Here is a 15,335-nt window from a genome sequence, read left to right as displayed (position 1 = left end):
TTCAGCGCCCCTGTGGCCAATTGATCCGCGGCTCGGCCCGGCGCGCGTGGGCTTCGGGCGGGGCGGCCGCGACACTCGGCGGGGGCGCCTCGTCCCGCGTGGCCAGGGGAATGCCCCGCGCGGCCAGGGCCCGGATGTCGGCCCGCAGGTCATCGAGCTGCGCCTCGATGGAATCGAGCCGTCCCTTCACCCCGAAGACCGAGAAGGGCATGACCAGCACGCACAGCACGAGCAGGATCAGCACCAGCAGCACGGCCAGCCCGCTCCATTCGGGCAGGCCGGGAATGGTGAGGCGTTGCGCCCAGACCTCCAGCATCAGCCCCCCGTCACGCTCATGTGGCGGGCCACGGCGGGGGCGCGGCGGCGGCGGTCGATCACGAAGTCATGCCCCTTGGGCTTGCGGGCGATGGCGTCACGAATGGCCTGGCGCAGTCCTTCCTCGCCCAGGCCGGGGTCGCGCAGGGGCGCGCGCAGGTCGGCCGCATCCTCCTGGCCCAGGCACATGTAGAGAGTCCCGGTGCAGGTGAGCCGCACGCGGTTGCAGCTCTCGCAGAAGTTGTGCGTCATGGGCGTGATGAAGCCGAGGCGCGTGCCCGTCTCCGCCACGTCGAAATAGCGCGCGGGGCCGCCCGTGCTGTAGTCGGTTTCGTTCAGCGTCCAGCGCTGGCGCAGCCGGGCGCGGATAAGGCTGAGCGGCAGGAACTGGTCGGTGCGATCCTCGTTGATTTCGCCGAGCGGCATGGTCTCGATCAGGCAGAGGTCGAAGCCATGCTCCCCGCACCAGGCGAGCATGCGGTCGAACTCGTCCTCGTTCACGCCACGCAGGGCCACGGCGTTGATCTTGACGTGCAGCCCGGCGGCCTTCGCCGCGAAGATGCCGTCCAGGACCTTGTCGAGCTCACCCCAGCGCGTGGCCGCCTTGAAGGCGGCGGCGTCCAGCGTGTCGAGCGAGACGTTGATGCGCCGCACGCCCGCCGCGGCCAGCCCCTCGGCGTGTTTTGTCAGCTGCGTGCCGTTGGTGGTGAGCGTCAGCTCCTCCAGCCCGCCCGCGCCGATGCGCGCGCCGAGGCTGCGCACCAGGCTCATGACGTTGCGGCGCACCAGGGGCTCGCCCCCGGTCAGGCGCAGCTTGCGCACACCCAGGCCGATGAAGGTGCCGCAGAGGCGGTCCAGCTCCTCCAGCGTCAGCACCTCGGACTTGGGCAGGAAGGTCATGTCCTCGGCCATGCAGTAGACGCAGCGCAGGTCGCACCGGTCCGTCACCGAGACGCGAAGGTAGCTGATGCTGCGGCCGAAGGGGTCGATCATGGCGGGCGGGGTGTTCCGGATGTCGGGCGGCTGGCCCCGGTATTTGGGGCCGCCGCCCGCCTCGGCGCAACCCCCGCGGCACCGCGGCGCGGCCGCGCGGCTGATTCACGCCTTTGGTGATTCCACCAAAGGCGATCAGACGCTCAGGCGAAGAGGGCGATGCTGCCCGCCGTGGTCAGCAGCACCAGGGCGAAGGGCTTGTAGAAGCGCACCGGCACCACCCCGAACAGCGCCGCGCCCACCCGCACGAAAACCATCAGCACCGGCAGCATGATGAGGAAGCGCAGCAGCACCGGCCCGTCGATCAACCCGGCGAAGAGCGGCACCACGACCGAGATCACCGCGATCAGCCCGAAGAACAGGATGAGGTTGGCGCGGTGGCGCTTGGCCTCCTCGGGGCCCGCCAGCAGGTAGAGGATGACGGGCGGGCCGCTCATGCCCGTGGCGCCCTTCAACAGCCCCGCCGCCGTGCCCACCGCCACGTTCAGCCCGAAGGGCCGCGCGCCGTGGTAGCGCCAGCCGGACAGCATGAGGAAGCCGAACACCAGCACCAGCCCGCCGATGGCGCGGCGCAGCAACTCAGGGTCCGCCGCCAGCAGCACATAGGCGCCGAGCGGTGTCGCCAGCGCGGCCGCGCCGCCGATGGGGATGATGACCCGCTTGTCCGCATCGCGGAAGGCGCGGGGGAGCAGCTGCAAGGAAACCAGAAGTTCCATCAGCAGCATCACCGGCACCCCGGCCAGCGGCCCCCACAGCACCGAGTAGATCGGCGCGAGGATGATGGCCGTGCCAAAGCCCGCATAGCCGCGCATGAGCCCGGCGATGGCGGTGGCGAGGATGGCGGCCCAGGTCTGCCAGGCCGCGAGTTCGTTCAGCAGCAACTGCATCAGCCGTGCACCTGTTCGAGCCGCACCAGGGCGAGGTTGAGCAGAAGCTTGCCCGCATGTTCGAAATTCACCGTCACACGGTCCCCCACCACCGATTGCACCTGCCCAATCCCCCAATCCGGGCGCTCGGGGTGGCGCACGCGCATGCCTGGCTCGATTTCGCTCACCCCATCCCCTCTTCGACGCTCGAGATTCTTGCTCCGCGAGGCGTCACGCCACAGCCTTTCCCCGCTTTTCCACCATCCCGCCTAAAGGATGCGGCAACCATCCCCCGCCTATGCTTCCCGTCAATGACTGCCCCGCGGCACACGCGCAGGCCCGCGCGACCAACGGCCTGCCTTCTCGACGCGTTGTCGTTGGAGGTTGATGCACCGCGTCCGATACTGGCGGGATGGCATGCTGCCCTGCCATGCGGATTCCATGGGCCCGCCTCGATCCCGGCGCCCCATCTTGCAGCGAAGTGGAACTCGAACATGCTGGACCAACCCTCCGAGGGCCGCATCACCATCCGCCTGGCGGAGCTGGTGGCGGCACGCATCTGTCATGACCTGGGCTCGCCCATGGCCAGCATCTCAGCCCTGATGCCGCAGGCCGCGGACCCCGCGGCGCATGCGGTGGTGACGGAGACGGCGGGCGAGCTGCGGGCCCGACTGCGCCTGTTCGGCGCCATGTTCGGCCTGGCCGACGAACTGGGCTGGCCCGAGCTGGACGCGCTGGTGCGCGGCGCGCCCATGGCCCACCGGGTGCGCTTCGCCCTGCCGCTGCGGGGCGGCCCCTTCGCCCCGGGCCGCGCGCGCCTCTACCTCGCCGCCGTGCTGCTGGCGGCGGAGGCGCTGCCACGTGGCGGCGTGGTCCATGCCACCGAATCCGGCCCCGGCGAACTCGCGCTTCGCCTGGAGGGCCGGCAGACCGAATGGTCGCCCACGCTGCTCGACCTTTTGGCCGGCGGCAGCCTGGAGGCGGCGCTGGAGGAGGGGCCGCGCCGGCTGCTCGCCCCCTGGGTCTTCCTGCTGGCGGCGCGGGAGCGCCATGTCCTGTCCTTGGCGATGCCCGCCGGCGAGGGCGAGCCCATGCTGCTGCTGCAACCCGAGATATGAACGCTTCGCCGGCCCGCGCGGCGCGCCCCGCCCGCGAGCCGGCATCCCGCCACCGCTTAACCTTTTCTTCGGTCAGCCCGCGCATTCTGCCCTCTCAATTCCCCGTGATGCCGGAGGAGAAGGGCTGCCCATGGATGACTTGCTCGCCGACTTCCTGACCGAAACCAATGAGGGGCTGCAAAGCCTCGACGGCGCGCTGCTGCAGCTCGAACGCGAACCGGCGAACGGCCCGCTGCTGTCGGAGGTGTTCCGCACCGTCCACACCATCAAGGGCACCTGCGGGTTCCTGGGCCTCTCGCGCCTCGAATCGGTCGCGCATGCCGCGGAGAATGTGCTGGGCCTGTGGCGCGACGGCACGCTGCCCGTGACGCCCGCTGGCATCTCCCTGATCCTGAACGCGGTGGACCGCATCAAGCAGATCGTGGCCGGGCTGGAGGCCACGGGCCAGGAGCCCACCGGCGACGACACCGCGCTGAAGGCCGAGCTGGACGCCGCGGCCGCGGGCCAGCTGCCCGCCGACCCGGCGCCCCGTGCCCCGGAGGCCCCGGCACCCCAGATGGCCTTGACCGAAGCCGCGCCCGAGTCCGCACCCCCCGCGCCCGAGCCCCGCGCCGCGGCCGAGCCTGTGGCGGAGGTGGTGGGCGGCAACGCGCCGCAGACCATCCGCGTGGCGGTGGACGTGCTCGAGGACCTGATGGTCCTGGTGAGCGAGCTGGTGCTGACGCGCAACCAGCTTCTCCAGCTCGCCCGCTCCGAGGAGAACGCGGCCTTCTCCGTGCCGCTCCAGCGCCTGTCGCAGATCACGTCGGACCTGCAGGACGGCGTGATGAAGACGCGCATGCAGCCCATCGGCAATGCCTGGCAGAAGCTGCCGCGCCTGGTGCGCGACCTCAGCCAGGAACTGGGCAAGCGCATCGTGCTGGAGATGCGCGGCGCCGAGACCGAGCTGGACCGCCAGGTGCTCGAACTCATCAAGGACCCGCTGACGCACATGGTCCGCAACAGCGCGGACCACGGCCTCGAAAGCCCGGAGCAGCGTCGCGCCGCCGGCAAGAGCGAGACGGGCCGCATCATGCTCAACGCCTTCCATGAGGGCGGGCATATCGTGCTCGAGATCGGCGATGACGGGCGCGGCCTGAACACCGAGCGCATCAAGGCCAAGGTGCTGGCCCAGGGCCTGACCACCGAGGCCGAGCTCGCCACCATGAACGAGCGGGAGATCCATCGCTTCATCTTCCGTCCGGGCTTCTCGACGGCCGCCGCCGTCACCTCGGTCTCCGGCCGCGGCGTGGGCATGGATGTGGTGAAGACCAACATCGAGCGCATCGGCGGCGCGGTGGACCTGCGCTCCCGCGAGGGGCATGGCAGCACCTTCATCATCAAGATCCCGCTGACGCTCGCCATCGTCGCCGCCCTCATCGTGGAGGCGGGCGGCGAGCGCTTCGCCATCCCGCAGAACGGCGTGCTGGAACTGGTGCGCGTGGGCGATGGCGACGGCCCGAAGGTGGAGCGCATCAAGGACGCGCAGGTGCTGCGCCTGCGCGACCGGCTGTTGCCGCTGGTGCCGCTGCGCCGCATCCTCAGCCTGTCCGAGGACACGCCCCCGGCCGATGCCGGCGAGAGCTTCGTCGTGGTCACGCAGGTGGGCGCGCAGCTCTTCGGCATCGTGGTGGACCGCGTCTTCGACACGGAGGAGATCGTGGTGAAGCCGGTGGCGCCCATCCTGCGCCACATCACCATGTTCTCCGGCAACACCATCCTGGGCGATGGCAGCGTCATCATGATCCTGGACCCCAACGGGATCGCGCGGGCGACGGGCCTCGGCTCCGAGATCGCGGGGGATTCGGCCGGCTTGGCCTCCCAGGCCTCGGCCGTGGCGCGCGGGCCGCGCCAGACCGCGCTGCTGCTCTTCCGCGCCGGCGAGGGTGCGCCCAAGGCCGTGCCGCTCGCCCTTGTCGCGCGGCTGGAACACTTGGCGGCCGATCGCATCGAGCAGGCGGGGGACAGCCTGGTGGTGCAGTACCGTGGCAGCCTGATGCCGCTGCTGCCCATCGCGGGCTATGGCGCGCCGCCCACCGGTGGGGCCGACCAGCCCGTGCTGGTCTTCGGCGATGGCGACCGCGCGCTGGGCCTGATGGTGGACGAGATCCTCGACGTGGTGGATGCGGTGCTGGACATCGACCAGGCGGGGCAACGGCCGGGCTTCCTCGGCTCCTGCGTGGTCAACAACCGCGTGACGGAGATCCTGGACACCGCGCACTGGCTTCAGCAGGCCAAGGAGGACTGGTTCGGCAACCGCCGCACCGAGACCGTCCGCCCCCGCGTGCTGATCGTGGAGGACAGCGCCTTCTTCCGGAACCTTGTGGTGCCCGCCGTCACGGCCGGTGGCTACGAGGTGACGACGGTGGCCAATGGCCGGGAGGCGCTGGCCCTGCGCGACGCCGACGAGATGTTCGACGTGATCGTCTCCGACATCGAAATGCCCGAGCTGGACGGCTTCGGCCTGGTGAGCGCCGTACGCGAAGGCGGCATCTGGGCGGCATTGCCCATGATCGCCCTTTCCGGCCGGTGCGAGCCGGAGGACGTGGCCCGCGGCCGCGGTGCCGGGTTCAGCGACTACATCGGCAAGTATGACCGCGACGCGCTGCTCGCCAGCCTGCAGGAATGCCTGCAGCCCGCCGTCGCGCCGTGATCCGCCATTCTGAAGGGACACAGACATGCAGCAGCCCCAGACCTTGAACACAGGCGGCCCGCCCTCGCGCGCCGCACTGGGCGCGGACGCCGCCCACATGGTTCTCACCCTGACCGTGGCGGGCCAGCAGTGCGGGGTGCCCGTGCTCTCGGTGCGCGACGTGCTGGGGGTGCAGGTCATCACCCCCATCCCGTTGGCGCCACGTGAGGTGGCGGGCAGCCTGAACCTGCGCGGGCGGATCGTGACGGCCGTGGACCTTCGGGCACGCCTGGGCCTGCCGGCGCGCGAGGCCGGCAAGGGCGCCATGAGCGTGGTGGTGGAGGTGGGCGGCGAGCTCTACTCCCTGCTGGCCGACGAGGTGGGCGAGGTGCTCTCCCTCTCCTCCGAGGACCGTGCGGCCAACCCGCCCACGCTCGACAATCTGTGGCGCGATGTCTCGCTCGGCGTGCATCGCCAGGGCGGCAGCCTCCTCGTCATCTTCGACGTGGACAAGCTGCTGGCGCTCTCCGCATGAGTGCCGGAACCTGCCTCGTGGTGGACGACAGCATGGTCGTCCGTAAGGTCGCCCGCCGCATCCTCGAGAAGCACGGCTTCACCGTGCGCGAGGCCGAGGACGGGCAGAAGGCGCTGGAGGCTTGCCGCGCCGAGATGCCGCGCGCCGTGCTGCTGGACCGCAACATGCCGGTGCTGGACGGCATCGGCTTCCTCAAGGCGCTGCGCGCCGAGTTCGGCCCCGATGATCCCGTGGTGGTCATGTGCACGACCGAGGCCGCGATGGAACGCATCATCGAGGGGATCGAGGCCGGCGCGCAGGAATATGTGATGAAGCCCTTCGACGAGGAGATCCTGCTGGACAAGCTGACCCAGGCAGGGCTGCTGCCGGCATGAGCACCGCCCCGACCGGCGCGCCGGTGCGCGTCATGCTGTGCGACGACAGCGCCACCGCCCGCGGCGCGCTCGCCCGCGTGCTGGAGACCGACCCCGGGCTGCGCGTGGTCGCCCGCGTGGGCGATGGCCGCCAGGCGCTGGAAGCGCTCGACAAGGCGCCCCCGCATGAGCGCGCCGAGGTCATCCTGCTCGACCTCGAAATGCCGCAGATGGACGGGATGACGGCGCTGCCGCTGCTGCTCCAGCGTGAGCCGCGGCCCATCGTCATCGTCGCCTCGGCGCTGACGCAGCGCGGTGCCACGGCCACCATGGCGGCGCTGAAGGCGGGCGCCTCGGACTATGTGCCCAAGCCGGGTGCCGCGGGCGGTGGCCTGCAGGACCCCGCCTTCCGGGCGGAATTGCTGGCGAAGGTGAAGGGCTGGGCCAGGCTGCGCCAGAAGCCGGCCAGCGCCGCGACGCCGCGGCCCGCGCCGACCCTGCGTGCCGCGCCGCGTGGCAAGCTGGGGCCGGGGGCGCGGGTGCTGTGCATCGGCAGTTCCACCGGGGGGCCGCAGGCCCTGGCCGCCCTCGTGCGCCGTCTGCCGCGCCAGCTGGCCATTCCCTGCGTCATCGTGCAGCACATGCCGGCGGGCTTCACCGCCATGCTGGCGCAGCACCTCGACGGGCTGGGCGGGCCGCGCGTGTCGGAAGCGAAGGAGGGCCAGCCGCTGCTGCCGGGGGAAATCCTGGTGGCGCCCGGTGACCGCCACTTGCTGCTACGCGCTGAGGGCGACCGCTTCCTGGCGCAGCTCTCGGACGGCCCGCCCGAGAATTTCTGTCGCCCCGCGGTGGACCCCACCCTGCGAAGCCTGATCGCCGCCTTCGGCGGACGGGTTCACGCCGTGATCCTGACGGGCATGGGCCATGATGGCCTGGCCGGCTGCCGCGCCCTCAGCCAGGCGGGCGGGACGGTCTGGGCGCAGGACGAGGCTTCCTCGGTCGTCTGGGGCATGCCGGGCGCCGTCGCCCGCGCGGGCCTCGCCATGGAACAAGGCACGCCGGAGGCGCTGGGCGAGGCGCTTTCCACTTTGATCGGGCGCAGCGCATGACCCCCGCGACCTTCACCTTCCTCACCGGCATCGTCCGCGCGCGCTCCGGCGGCGTGATCGGCGCCGACCAGGGCTACATGCTGGAGACGCGTCTCACCCCGCTGCTCAAGCGCGAGAACCTGCCCAGCCTCGACGCCCTGGCCGAGCGGCTGAAGCAGCCGCGCACCGAGGCGCTGGCCCAGGACATGACGGAACTGCTGACCACGAACGAAAGCAGCTTCTTCCGCGACGGCAAGCCCTTCGAGCACCTGCGCGGCCTGATCCCCAAGCTGCACGCGGCACGCCCGCCGGGGCAGAAGATCCGCATCTGGTCCGCCGCCTGCTCGACGGGGCAGGAGGCCTATTCCATCTCCATCCTGTTGGCGGAGCTGGCGGAGGCCGATCCGGGCCTCAAGACGCGGCCCTTCGAAATCCTGGGCACGGACATCACCACGGCCGTGCTCGAACGCGCGCGGGCGGGTATCTTCACCCAGTTCGAGGTGCAGCGTGGCCTGCCGATCCGCACGCTGATGAAGCGCTTCACCCAGGAGGAGGGGCGCTGGCGCATCAAGCCCGAGCTTTCCGCCATCTGCCGGTTCGAGAAGCTGAACCTGCTGGGTGATCTGCGAAGCCTGGGGCGCTTCGACGTCATCTTCTGCCGCAACGTCCTCATCTACTTCGACGTGCCCACGAAGGCGCGGGTGCTGGAGCAGATCGCGGCCCTGATGACGCCCGATGCCGCGCTCTATCTGGGGGCGGCGGAAACCGCCATCGGCGTGACCCGCGCGCTGGTCCCGCTGCCGGGTGAACGCGCGGTCTATGGCCCGGCGACGGGTCAGGAACCGGGGCGGTTGCGGGCCTGAAGGGCCGGGCGCAGCATGGCGCCCATGCCCCGAGAGATTCGCCTGAATGCCTTCGACATGGCCTGTGTGGGCCACCTCCAGCATGGGATGTGGACCCACCCGGCCGACCGTTCGGTAAACTACAAGCGCCTTGATCACTGGCTGGGAATGGCCCGGCTGCTGGAACGTGGCCTCTTCGACGGGCTGTTCCTGGCCGATGTGCTGGGCGTCTATGACGTGCTGGACGGCAGCCCCGACGCGGCCCTTCGCAGCGCCGCCCAGGTGCCGCTGCTGGACCCGGCGGTGCTCGTGCCGGCCATGGCGGCCGTCACCACGCAGCTCGGCTTCGGCATCACCGCCAACCTTTCCTATGAGGCCCCCTATCTCTTCGCCCGGCGGATGAGCAGCCTGGACCACATCACCGGCGGCCGCGTGGGCTGGAACATCGTCACCGGCTATCTCGACAGCGCGGCCCGTGCCATGGGCCTGCCCGCCCAGGGCGCCCATGACGACCGCTATGATGCGGCCGAGGAATACATGGAGCTGGTCTATCGGCTGTGGGAGGAAAGCTGGGCCGAGGATGCGGTGCGGGCCGACCGTGCGGCCGGAATCTATGCCGACCCCGCGCGCGTGCGCCGCATCCGCCATGAGGGGCGGCAGCACCGGCTGGACGCGCTGCACCTGGTCGAGCCCTCGCCGCAGCGCACGCCCGTGCTCTACCAGGCCGGCGCTTCCGCGCGCGGCCAAGCCTTCGCGGCGCGGCACGCCGAATGCGTCTTCCTCAATGGCGGGCCGGCGCCCGCGGTGGCACAGCAGGTGGCGGCCTTGCGCGCCGCCACGCCACGCCCCATTCGCGTCTTCGTCGGCGCCACCCTGGTGCTGGGCCGCACCGATGCGGAGGCCCAGGCCAAGCTGGAGGACTGGCGCGCCCATGCCAGCGTGGAGGGGGCGCTCGCCCACGCCTCCGCCTCGCTCGGCGTGGATTTCGGCAAGTATGGGCTGGACGAACCCATCACCGCCGAGAGCAACGCTATCCAGTCCAACCTCGCTGCCCTCGCCCGCGCGGGCGGTGGTGTGGCGACCAAGCGCACCTTGCTCGACCAGTTCATCCTGGGCAGCCGGCAGCGGCCGATGGTTGGCGCCGCCGGGCGCATCGCGGAGGAGCTCATCGCCTATGTGGAAGCCACGGGCGTGGACGGATTCAACCTTTCCCGAACGGTGACGCCCGCCTGCCTCGAGGATGTCGTGGAACTGCTGGTGCCGGAGCTGCAATCGCGCGGCGCCTACAAGACCGCCTATGGCCCCGGCACCTACCGGGAAAAGCTGTTCGGCGCGGGGCCACGGCTCGCATCCCCACATCCGGCGGCTTTGCTGCGGCGCTGAAGCGTCTGGCGCGCACCGGGCGTCGCGTGCCAGCCTGTGGCCAACAACCACGGGAGAAAACATCCATGAGCCAGTTCACCCGCCGCGCCGCCTTGGCCGGCGCTGCTCTGCTGCCGGCCGCCGCCGCCGCGCAATCCAGCCGGCCCATCACCCTGGTCGTGCCCTTTCCGCCCGGCGGCTCGACCGACGTGACGGCGCGGCTGCTGGCCGAGCGCATGGCCCCGCTGCTGGGCGGGCCGGTGAATGTGGAGAACCGGCCGGGTGCGGCCACCGTGGTCGGCGCCGACTACGTGGCGCGCAGCCAGCCCGATGGGCACACGGTGCTGGTCAGTTCGGGCAGCACGCTGACCATCAACCCGCATATCCTCCGAAACATTCCCTACAGGCGCGAGGATTTCGCGCCGGTCAGCCTGATCTCCACCCTGCCGCTCGCCATCGTGGTGCGGCCGGACGGGCCGCCCACCCTCGATGCGCTGATCGAACGCGCCCGCGCCAATCCGGGCCGCGTGACCTATGGCACCAATGGCCCCTCCAGCTTCAACAACATCGCCTGGGTGCTGGTGACCGAACAGCTCGGCATCCAGATGCAGGAGGTCTCCTACCGCGGTGACGCGGCGCAGGTGGCCGACTTCCTGGCCGGGCGGCTCGACATGCTGGTGGTGGGCGGCTCCACCGCCCTGCCCATGCACCGCGACGGGCGCGGCCGCATCCTGGGCTGGACGGGCGATGCGCGCATGCCCATCACGCCCGATGTGCCCACCGTCTCCGAACGCGCGCGTGATGCGGTGGCCATCACCTGGTTCGGGCTGCTGGTGCCGGCGCGCACGCCGGCCGCGATGGTGACGCGGCTCAGCCAGGCCGCCGTCACCGCCATGCGCCAGGAGGGTTTCGGTTCGCGGCTGGAGGCGGAGGGCCAGACCCTCATGGCCAGCACACCCGAGGCCTTCGCAGATTTCCTGACGCGGGAGAGCGACCGCTGGGGCCCGGTTCTCCGCCGGATGAATATTGAGATGTGACCTGTCGGTCACTTCACGCAACGGCGCGCTGGGCGGGCCGTTTCAGGACAGGGCAAGTGAAGACCGAAAAACGGCCTTCAACCCCGCATGTATTTCTTGCCCGCGACGCATCCCCAGGGTGCGTGTGGGGCAAGGAATGCAGCCGTCCCGGAAACGCCACCGAAAGGCCGCACGCCATGTTCCTCCGCGTCGACAAGCTGCAAGCCGAACTCCCCGCGCCGAAGAAGGCCGACCCCAATGCCGGTGCCGCCCTGCAGGAATTGCTGGGCGGGAAGTATGGGGAGATGTCCACCCTCGGGAACTACATGTTCCAGAGCTTCAACTTCCGCAGCAAGTCCAAGCTGCGCCCCTTCTACAGCCTGGTGGCCAGCATCACCGCCGAGGAGCTGGGCCATGTGGAGCTGGTGAGCAATGGCGTGGCCATGCTCAACAACGGCCCGGACCATGACGGCGACACCGAGGATGGCGGCGACATCTCCGGCGCGCCCTTCGAGGCGATGAAGGACATCCGCAGCGCGGCCTCCTTCTTCTCCCATGCCGGGGGTGCCACACCCGTGAACAGCAACTCCATGTCGTGGAATGCCGACATGGTGACGACCACGGGCAACGTGATCACCGACCTGCTGCACAACTTCCACCTGGAATGCGGCGCGCGCCTGCACAAGCTGCGCGTCTATGAGACGCTGTCCGACCCCACGGGGCGCGAGGTGTGCGGCTACCTGCTGGTGCGCGGCTCGGTCCACGCGCATGCCTATGCGCTGGCCATCAAGCAGATCACGGGCGTGGACATCGAGAAGATGCTGCCCACGCCCAACATCAACCTCTCCAACATTCCCGAATGCCAGAAATACCTGGCCGAGGGCTCGCACCGCCGCCTCTACACCTTCAGCCCGGCCGATTACCGCGAGATGGCGGGCATCTGGGGCAAGGGCGAGCAGGCCCTGCCGGGCGATCCGCCGGGCGAGCTGATGGTGGTCGAGGGCATGCCGGAGGGTGGGAAGATCCACCAGCTCACGGGCGTCCCCTCCGCCTTCACCCCCGACTACGCGCCTGAGGAGATGTTCGAGATCGCGGAGAAGCTCACCAAGGCCGCGCGATGATGGTCCGAGGGGGGCACAGCGCCCCCCTCGTGCCGGTCAGTCGTAGACCTGGCTCAGCGTCTCCGCCACCAGGGCGGGGCGGGCGTTGCCCTCCACTTCCATCTCGTTCTCCACCGTCAGGCGCACGCCGCCCTGGATGGGCTCGCAGGCCTTCAGCGTCATGTGCAGCCGCACGCGGCTCCCGGCGGGCACGGGCGCCGTGAAGCGCACCTTGTTGCTGCCGTAGTTGATCGAGCGGCTGCGGTTCACGATGCGATAGACGCTGGGCGAGAGGCGCGGCAGCAGCGACAGCGTCAGGAAGCCGTGCGCGATGGTCTTGCCGCCGGGCATCTCGCGCGCCGCGCGCTCGGTGTCGAGATGGATCCACTGGTGGTCGCCCGTCGCCTCCGCGAAGAGGTTGATGGTCGCCTGGTCCACCGTGATCCATTCGCTGGTGCCGAGCTTCTTGCCGACCCATTCGGCCATGTCCGCGGGTTTCTGGATTTCGAGCATCACGCCCTCCCTCATTCATGTGACGGCGAATGATGCCCCAGGCCCGGCGCCCGCGGCACCCCCGGGGCGCTCAGCTTTCGTTAACCATCGCAACCTTAGGCAGGAGAGGGGGCGCAAGAGGCGCCCTCGCGCGGCCCCCGCCGCATGCGATGGAGAGGAATTCCTGCCTCATGAGTCTTGCCCTCCTGGACCCCGCCGGCCCGGTGCCGCGCTCCCTTTCCAACACCAGGCGCGGATCACCGCAGGTCATGTCGCTGCCGGCGCTGGCCGAAAGCTGCGCCCGCGCGCTGCGTGCCTTCGCGGGCAGCCTGGTGGCGCTGGAAGGGGTGCTCCCGCCCCTTTCGCAGGTGAACCCTGACGGCGTGCAAGCCACCGAAACCCGCGCGGTGCTGGCCGATGCCGTGGCCCTGTTGCAGCGCGAGGGGCCTTCGCTCCTGTTGCGCGCCCAGGCCTTGCGGTTGCGCCTGCACGCCGCGGGCCTCGCCGCGCCGGATGGGCTCGGCGCGGGGCTGCGCACCCTGCAGCACCAGATTGATGCCCTGCCCGAAGTGGTCAATGGCCTGGGCGAAGGCCTGCCCCGCGCGCGCCAGGTGGCCCAGGAACTGGCCGATGCCTTCGACCGTCTCGCCGCCGGCCAGCCCGCCGCGCTACCGGCCGCTTTGCCAGAAGCCTGACGGCGGCTGGGCTGTGGCGGCGGCCGGCCGCGGCGCCGCGGGCGTCCCCGCCGCGATGGGCGGCAGGGCGCGGGTGGCGCCCGGCAATGTGGGGCCGGAGCGCGCCGGCGCGGTGTCCAGGACTGGCGCCGCCGCGGGCAGGGAGGTGAGCGGCTCGCCCGTCACGGCCGAGACGGAAGCCGGCATCGCGGCCGGCGCCACCGCGGCCGTGGCGGTTCCGGGCGTGCCGGTCTCCAGGCAGCGGAAGCGCAACTGGTAGCCGCGCGGTTCGATCTGCGTGCCCTCCACCGCGATCATGCGGTTCTGGGCTGCGCAATATCCGGTGGCCTGGTTCAGCCCCGCCTCGACGGCGGCCGAGGCGCTGGGGCCTGTGGTGGCCAGGCGCAGCAGCCCGCCGCCCATCTCCTCCACCACGGCCGGGGCGGGCGGAGCGGCGCGCCCACAGGCGGCAAGCCCGGCCGCGCCCAGCAGCAGGGCGCCCGCGAGACGGGCAGTCCGGACGGTCACGCGCATGCGCCTCTCCTTGGCCGCCAGGATGGGGCGGGACCCAGACGCCATAATGGCGAAGCCTCCGCCGCGTAAAGCACCCATCATCCCTTCAGCGCCGGCAGCAGGAAATCGAGGAAGCGGGCCGGGTTCTCGGCGAAGGGAAAATGTCCCATCGCCGGCATGCCCTCGAAGCGCGCGCCCGGGATGCGGGCGGCGGTGGCGGCCGAGAGCTCCATGGTGCAGGAGAAGTCATATTCCCCCGTCAGCATCACCAGCGGGCAGAGGCTCGTATCAATGCGGTGCACCCTGTCCCGCGCATCCCAGCCGCCGGAATAGAACAGGATATCGCCCGGGAAGGTGCCGCAGCCGCCCTGGCTGTAGTGCCACCACACCTCGGCCGCGCATTCGGCAGGGGAGTGTGGCGCCATCAGCCCTTCCACCCATTCAGGGATGAAGATGGCGGCGTTCACGCGCGGGTGGTCGGCGAAGGGGGTGCGGCGGCCGGGAATGTGGTCCGCGCCTTCGCAGGAGATGATGCGGGCGAAGCGCGAGGGGGCGCGCAACGCGATCTCCAGGCAGATCTCGCCGGACATGGAGGCGCCGAGCAGCACGGGCTTCTCGGTGAACCCCCAGGCCTCGCGGAAGCCCAGGATGAGTTCGGCGTACAGGTCCGTATCCAGCGCCCATTCCCCGGGTTGCCCGGGTGCCGGCGAGCGTCCGTGGCCCGGCATGTCGAAGGCGGTGATCGCGTAGCCCGCCGCGTGCAGCCGGGGCTCCGCCGCCAGCCGATGGAATTGCCGCGCATCCGACCCCGCCGTGTGCAGGCCGAGGATGGGCCGGCCCGTGCCATGCGTCTCGCCATAGAGGACATAGTCCCGCCCGCGCGCCCGCACCGTGACGTAGCGGCCCTGGGCGTCGGGACAGCGCGCGGGCGTGCCAAGCCGCGGCCGCAGCGAGGCCGGCGCCGGACCGTCTTTCCCCCAGGATGCCCAGCGCCCGAGGTCCAGCGCGCGGCGCAGGATGTGCGCGTGCTGCGCCCAGGCCAGGTCATCGCCCTCGGCGGTGAATTCGGGCACGCGCATCCGCAGCGCGAAGAGGTTGTGGTGGTGCCGTGCCGGCAGGGGCTTCAGGAACTCGTCCCAGACCGCGGCGGGCGCGGTGAAGCGGGTGGGGGCATCGCTGCCTTCCGCCAGGGTGAGGCGCCCGCCCGCCAGCGTCAGGGTGATGGCGCGGCCCGGCTGGACCAGGGCGAAGCGTGCCTCGGCGCCGGGCAGGCGGTGCACCAGTGTCGCATCGGCGTCCAGCAGCGCCTGCCAGCGCGCGGTGGCGCCCTCGGCCGCCGACCATTCCCATCCCTGCGCCATCAACCCCGCCTCCCCGTCTCGTTGTTTCGCAGCATT

Annotated in this window: 17 protein-coding genes; 10 read left to right on the top strand and 7 right to left on the bottom strand. The window is 70.9% G+C overall.

Annotation, left to right across the window (positions count from 1 at the left end; all coding sequences use genetic code 11):
• Nucleotide 1: 1 nt before the first annotated feature.
• The 4 genes from JTN19_RS12900 to JTN19_RS12885 form a co-directional block, all read right to left on the bottom strand.
• The gene (locus JTN19_RS12900; RefSeq protein ID WP_206933294.1) at nucleotides 2–316 is read right to left on the bottom strand and encodes a hypothetical protein; all 315 of its coding nucleotides are present in this window, start codon (nucleotides 314–316) and stop codon (nucleotides 2–4) included.
• On the bottom strand, nucleotides 316–1,308 hold the full coding sequence (gene moaA / locus JTN19_RS12895; RefSeq protein ID WP_206933292.1) for a GTP 3',8-cyclase MoaA: 993 nt from the start codon (nucleotides 1,306–1,308) through the stop codon (nucleotides 316–318). The genes JTN19_RS12900 and moaA overlap by 1 nt, the downstream gene beginning before the upstream one ends.
• Nucleotides 1,309–1,451: 143 nt before the next feature.
• Nucleotides 1,452–2,195 (bottom strand): sulfite exporter TauE/SafE family protein, encoded by a 744-nt coding sequence (locus JTN19_RS12890; RefSeq protein WP_206933290.1) that lies wholly within the window; start codon nucleotides 2,193–2,195, stop codon nucleotides 1,452–1,454.
• The gene (locus JTN19_RS12885; protein ID WP_456315798.1) at nucleotides 2,195–2,362 is read right to left on the bottom strand and encodes a DUF3553 domain-containing protein; all 168 of its coding nucleotides are present in this window, start codon (nucleotides 2,360–2,362) and stop codon (nucleotides 2,195–2,197) included. Before JTN19_RS12885 ends, JTN19_RS12890 begins: the two co-directional genes overlap by 1 nt.
• A gap of 306 nt (nucleotides 2,363–2,668) precedes the next feature.
• Between JTN19_RS12885 and JTN19_RS12880 the strand changes: the two genes are divergently transcribed.
• From JTN19_RS12880 to JTN19_RS12840, 9 genes are all read left to right on the top strand, one after another.
• Nucleotides 2,669–3,292: a histidine phosphotransferase family protein gene (locus tag JTN19_RS12880; protein ID WP_206933287.1), complete on the top strand. Its 624-nt coding sequence runs from the start codon at nucleotides 2,669–2,671 to the stop codon at nucleotides 3,290–3,292.
• A gap of 130 nt (nucleotides 3,293–3,422) precedes the next feature.
• Entirely contained in the window at nucleotides 3,423–5,984 is a 2,562-nt protein-coding gene (locus tag JTN19_RS12875; protein WP_206933285.1) for a hybrid sensor histidine kinase/response regulator, read from the top strand.
• 25 nt (nucleotides 5,985–6,009) lie between these two features.
• Complete coding sequence (locus JTN19_RS12870) at nucleotides 6,010–6,498, top strand: chemotaxis protein CheW (RefSeq protein ID WP_206933277.1); 489 nt, start codon at nucleotides 6,010–6,012, stop codon at nucleotides 6,496–6,498.
• On the top strand, nucleotides 6,495–6,872 hold the full coding sequence (locus JTN19_RS12865; protein ID WP_206933275.1) for a response regulator: 378 nt from the start codon (nucleotides 6,495–6,497) through the stop codon (nucleotides 6,870–6,872). Before JTN19_RS12870 ends, JTN19_RS12865 begins: the two co-directional genes overlap by 4 nt.
• Nucleotides 6,869–7,960 carry a protein-glutamate methylesterase/protein-glutamine glutaminase gene (locus tag JTN19_RS12860; protein ID WP_242531105.1) on the top strand — a complete coding sequence of 364 codons (1,092 nt, stop codon included), beginning with the start codon at nucleotides 6,869–6,871 and terminating at the stop codon, nucleotides 7,958–7,960. The genes JTN19_RS12865 and JTN19_RS12860 overlap by 4 nt, the downstream gene beginning before the upstream one ends.
• Nucleotides 7,957–8,802 (top strand): CheR family methyltransferase, encoded by an 846-nt coding sequence (locus JTN19_RS12855; RefSeq protein WP_206933264.1) that lies wholly within the window; start codon nucleotides 7,957–7,959, stop codon nucleotides 8,800–8,802. The genes JTN19_RS12860 and JTN19_RS12855 overlap by 4 nt, the downstream gene beginning before the upstream one ends.
• 24 nt (nucleotides 8,803–8,826) lie before the next feature.
• The gene (locus JTN19_RS12850) at nucleotides 8,827–10,164 is read left to right on the top strand and encodes an LLM class flavin-dependent oxidoreductase (RefSeq protein ID WP_206933262.1); all 1,338 of its coding nucleotides are present in this window, start codon (nucleotides 8,827–8,829) and stop codon (nucleotides 10,162–10,164) included.
• 65 nt (nucleotides 10,165–10,229) lie between these two features.
• Complete coding sequence (locus JTN19_RS12845; RefSeq protein WP_206933260.1) at nucleotides 10,230–11,180, top strand: Bug family tripartite tricarboxylate transporter substrate binding protein; 951 nt, start codon at nucleotides 10,230–10,232, stop codon at nucleotides 11,178–11,180.
• A gap of 176 nt (nucleotides 11,181–11,356) precedes the next feature.
• Nucleotides 11,357–12,280 (top strand): manganese catalase family protein, encoded by a 924-nt coding sequence (locus JTN19_RS12840; protein ID WP_206933258.1) that lies wholly within the window; start codon nucleotides 11,357–11,359, stop codon nucleotides 12,278–12,280.
• A gap of 36 nt (nucleotides 12,281–12,316) precedes the next feature.
• On the opposite strand, the gene JTN19_RS12835 is transcribed toward JTN19_RS12840, so the two are convergent.
• Nucleotides 12,317–12,772: a MaoC family dehydratase gene (locus tag JTN19_RS12835; RefSeq protein ID WP_206933256.1), complete on the bottom strand. Its 456-nt coding sequence runs from the start codon at nucleotides 12,770–12,772 to the stop codon at nucleotides 12,317–12,319.
• Between the two features lie 170 nt (nucleotides 12,773–12,942).
• Between JTN19_RS12835 and JTN19_RS12830 the strand changes: the two genes are divergently transcribed.
• Entirely contained in the window at nucleotides 12,943–13,446 is a 504-nt protein-coding gene (locus JTN19_RS12830; RefSeq protein ID WP_206933254.1) for a hypothetical protein, read from the top strand.
• On the opposite strand, the gene JTN19_RS12825 is transcribed toward JTN19_RS12830, so the two are convergent.
• Both JTN19_RS12825 and JTN19_RS12820 read right to left on the bottom strand, forming a co-directional pair.
• Nucleotides 13,420–13,959, bottom strand: coding sequence for a hypothetical protein (locus JTN19_RS12825; protein WP_206933252.1), 540 nt, complete (start codon nucleotides 13,957–13,959; stop codon nucleotides 13,420–13,422). The genes JTN19_RS12830 and JTN19_RS12825 overlap by 27 nt on opposite strands.
• Nucleotides 13,960–14,036: 77 nt before the next feature.
• Nucleotides 14,037–15,299 carry an alpha/beta fold hydrolase gene (locus JTN19_RS12820; RefSeq protein WP_206933250.1) on the bottom strand — a complete coding sequence of 421 codons (1,263 nt, stop codon included), beginning with the start codon at nucleotides 15,297–15,299 and terminating at the stop codon, nucleotides 14,037–14,039.
• Nucleotides 15,300–15,335: the final 36 nt, after the last annotated feature.

The sequence above is a fragment of the Roseococcus thiosulfatophilus genome (assembly GCF_017311575.1).
Taxonomy (GTDB): domain Bacteria; phylum Pseudomonadota; class Alphaproteobacteria; order Acetobacterales; family Acetobacteraceae; genus Roseococcus; species Roseococcus thiosulfatophilus.
Note: the sequence above shows the minus strand (reverse complement) of the source record. Positions and strands in the feature narration are given on the sequence as shown.

Excerpts from the sequence above, each read along its gene's own strand:
- JTN19_RS12825 (WP_206933252.1), bottom strand. The coding sequence starts at position 13,959 with ATGCGCGTGACCGTCCGGACTGCCCGTCTCGCGGGCGCCCTGCTGCTG.
- JTN19_RS12835 (WP_206933256.1), bottom strand. The coding sequence starts at position 12,772 with ATGCTCGAAATCCAGAAACCCGCGGACATGGCCGAATGGGTCGGCAAG.
- JTN19_RS12830 (WP_206933254.1), top strand. The coding sequence starts at position 12,943 with ATGAGTCTTGCCCTCCTGGACCCCGCCGGCCCGGTGCCGCGCTCCCTT.
- JTN19_RS12820 (WP_206933250.1), bottom strand. The coding sequence starts at position 15,299 with ATGGCGCAGGGATGGGAATGGTCGGCGGCCGAGGGCGCCACCGCGCGC.
- JTN19_RS12890 (WP_206933290.1), bottom strand. The coding sequence starts at position 2,195 with ATGCAGTTGCTGCTGAACGAACTCGCGGCCTGGCAGACCTGGGCCGCC.
- JTN19_RS12880 (WP_206933287.1), top strand. The coding sequence starts at position 2,669 with ATGCTGGACCAACCCTCCGAGGGCCGCATCACCATCCGCCTGGCGGAG.
- moaA (WP_206933292.1), bottom strand. The coding sequence starts at position 1,308 with ATGATCGACCCCTTCGGCCGCAGCATCAGCTACCTTCGCGTCTCGGTG.
- JTN19_RS12865 (WP_206933275.1), top strand. The coding sequence starts at position 6,495 with ATGAGTGCCGGAACCTGCCTCGTGGTGGACGACAGCATGGTCGTCCGT.
- JTN19_RS12840 (WP_206933258.1), top strand. The coding sequence starts at position 11,357 with ATGTTCCTCCGCGTCGACAAGCTGCAAGCCGAACTCCCCGCGCCGAAG.
- JTN19_RS12845 (WP_206933260.1), top strand. The coding sequence starts at position 10,230 with ATGAGCCAGTTCACCCGCCGCGCCGCCTTGGCCGGCGCTGCTCTGCTG.
- JTN19_RS12860 (WP_242531105.1), top strand. The coding sequence starts at position 6,869 with ATGAGCACCGCCCCGACCGGCGCGCCGGTGCGCGTCATGCTGTGCGAC.
- JTN19_RS12875 (WP_206933285.1), top strand. The coding sequence starts at position 3,423 with ATGGATGACTTGCTCGCCGACTTCCTGACCGAAACCAATGAGGGGCTG.
- JTN19_RS12855 (WP_206933264.1), top strand. The coding sequence starts at position 7,957 with ATGACCCCCGCGACCTTCACCTTCCTCACCGGCATCGTCCGCGCGCGC.
- JTN19_RS12900 (WP_206933294.1), bottom strand. The coding sequence starts at position 316 with ATGCTGGAGGTCTGGGCGCAACGCCTCACCATTCCCGGCCTGCCCGAA.
- JTN19_RS12870 (WP_206933277.1), top strand. The coding sequence starts at position 6,010 with ATGCAGCAGCCCCAGACCTTGAACACAGGCGGCCCGCCCTCGCGCGCC.
- JTN19_RS12850 (WP_206933262.1), top strand. The coding sequence starts at position 8,827 with ATGCCCCGAGAGATTCGCCTGAATGCCTTCGACATGGCCTGTGTGGGC.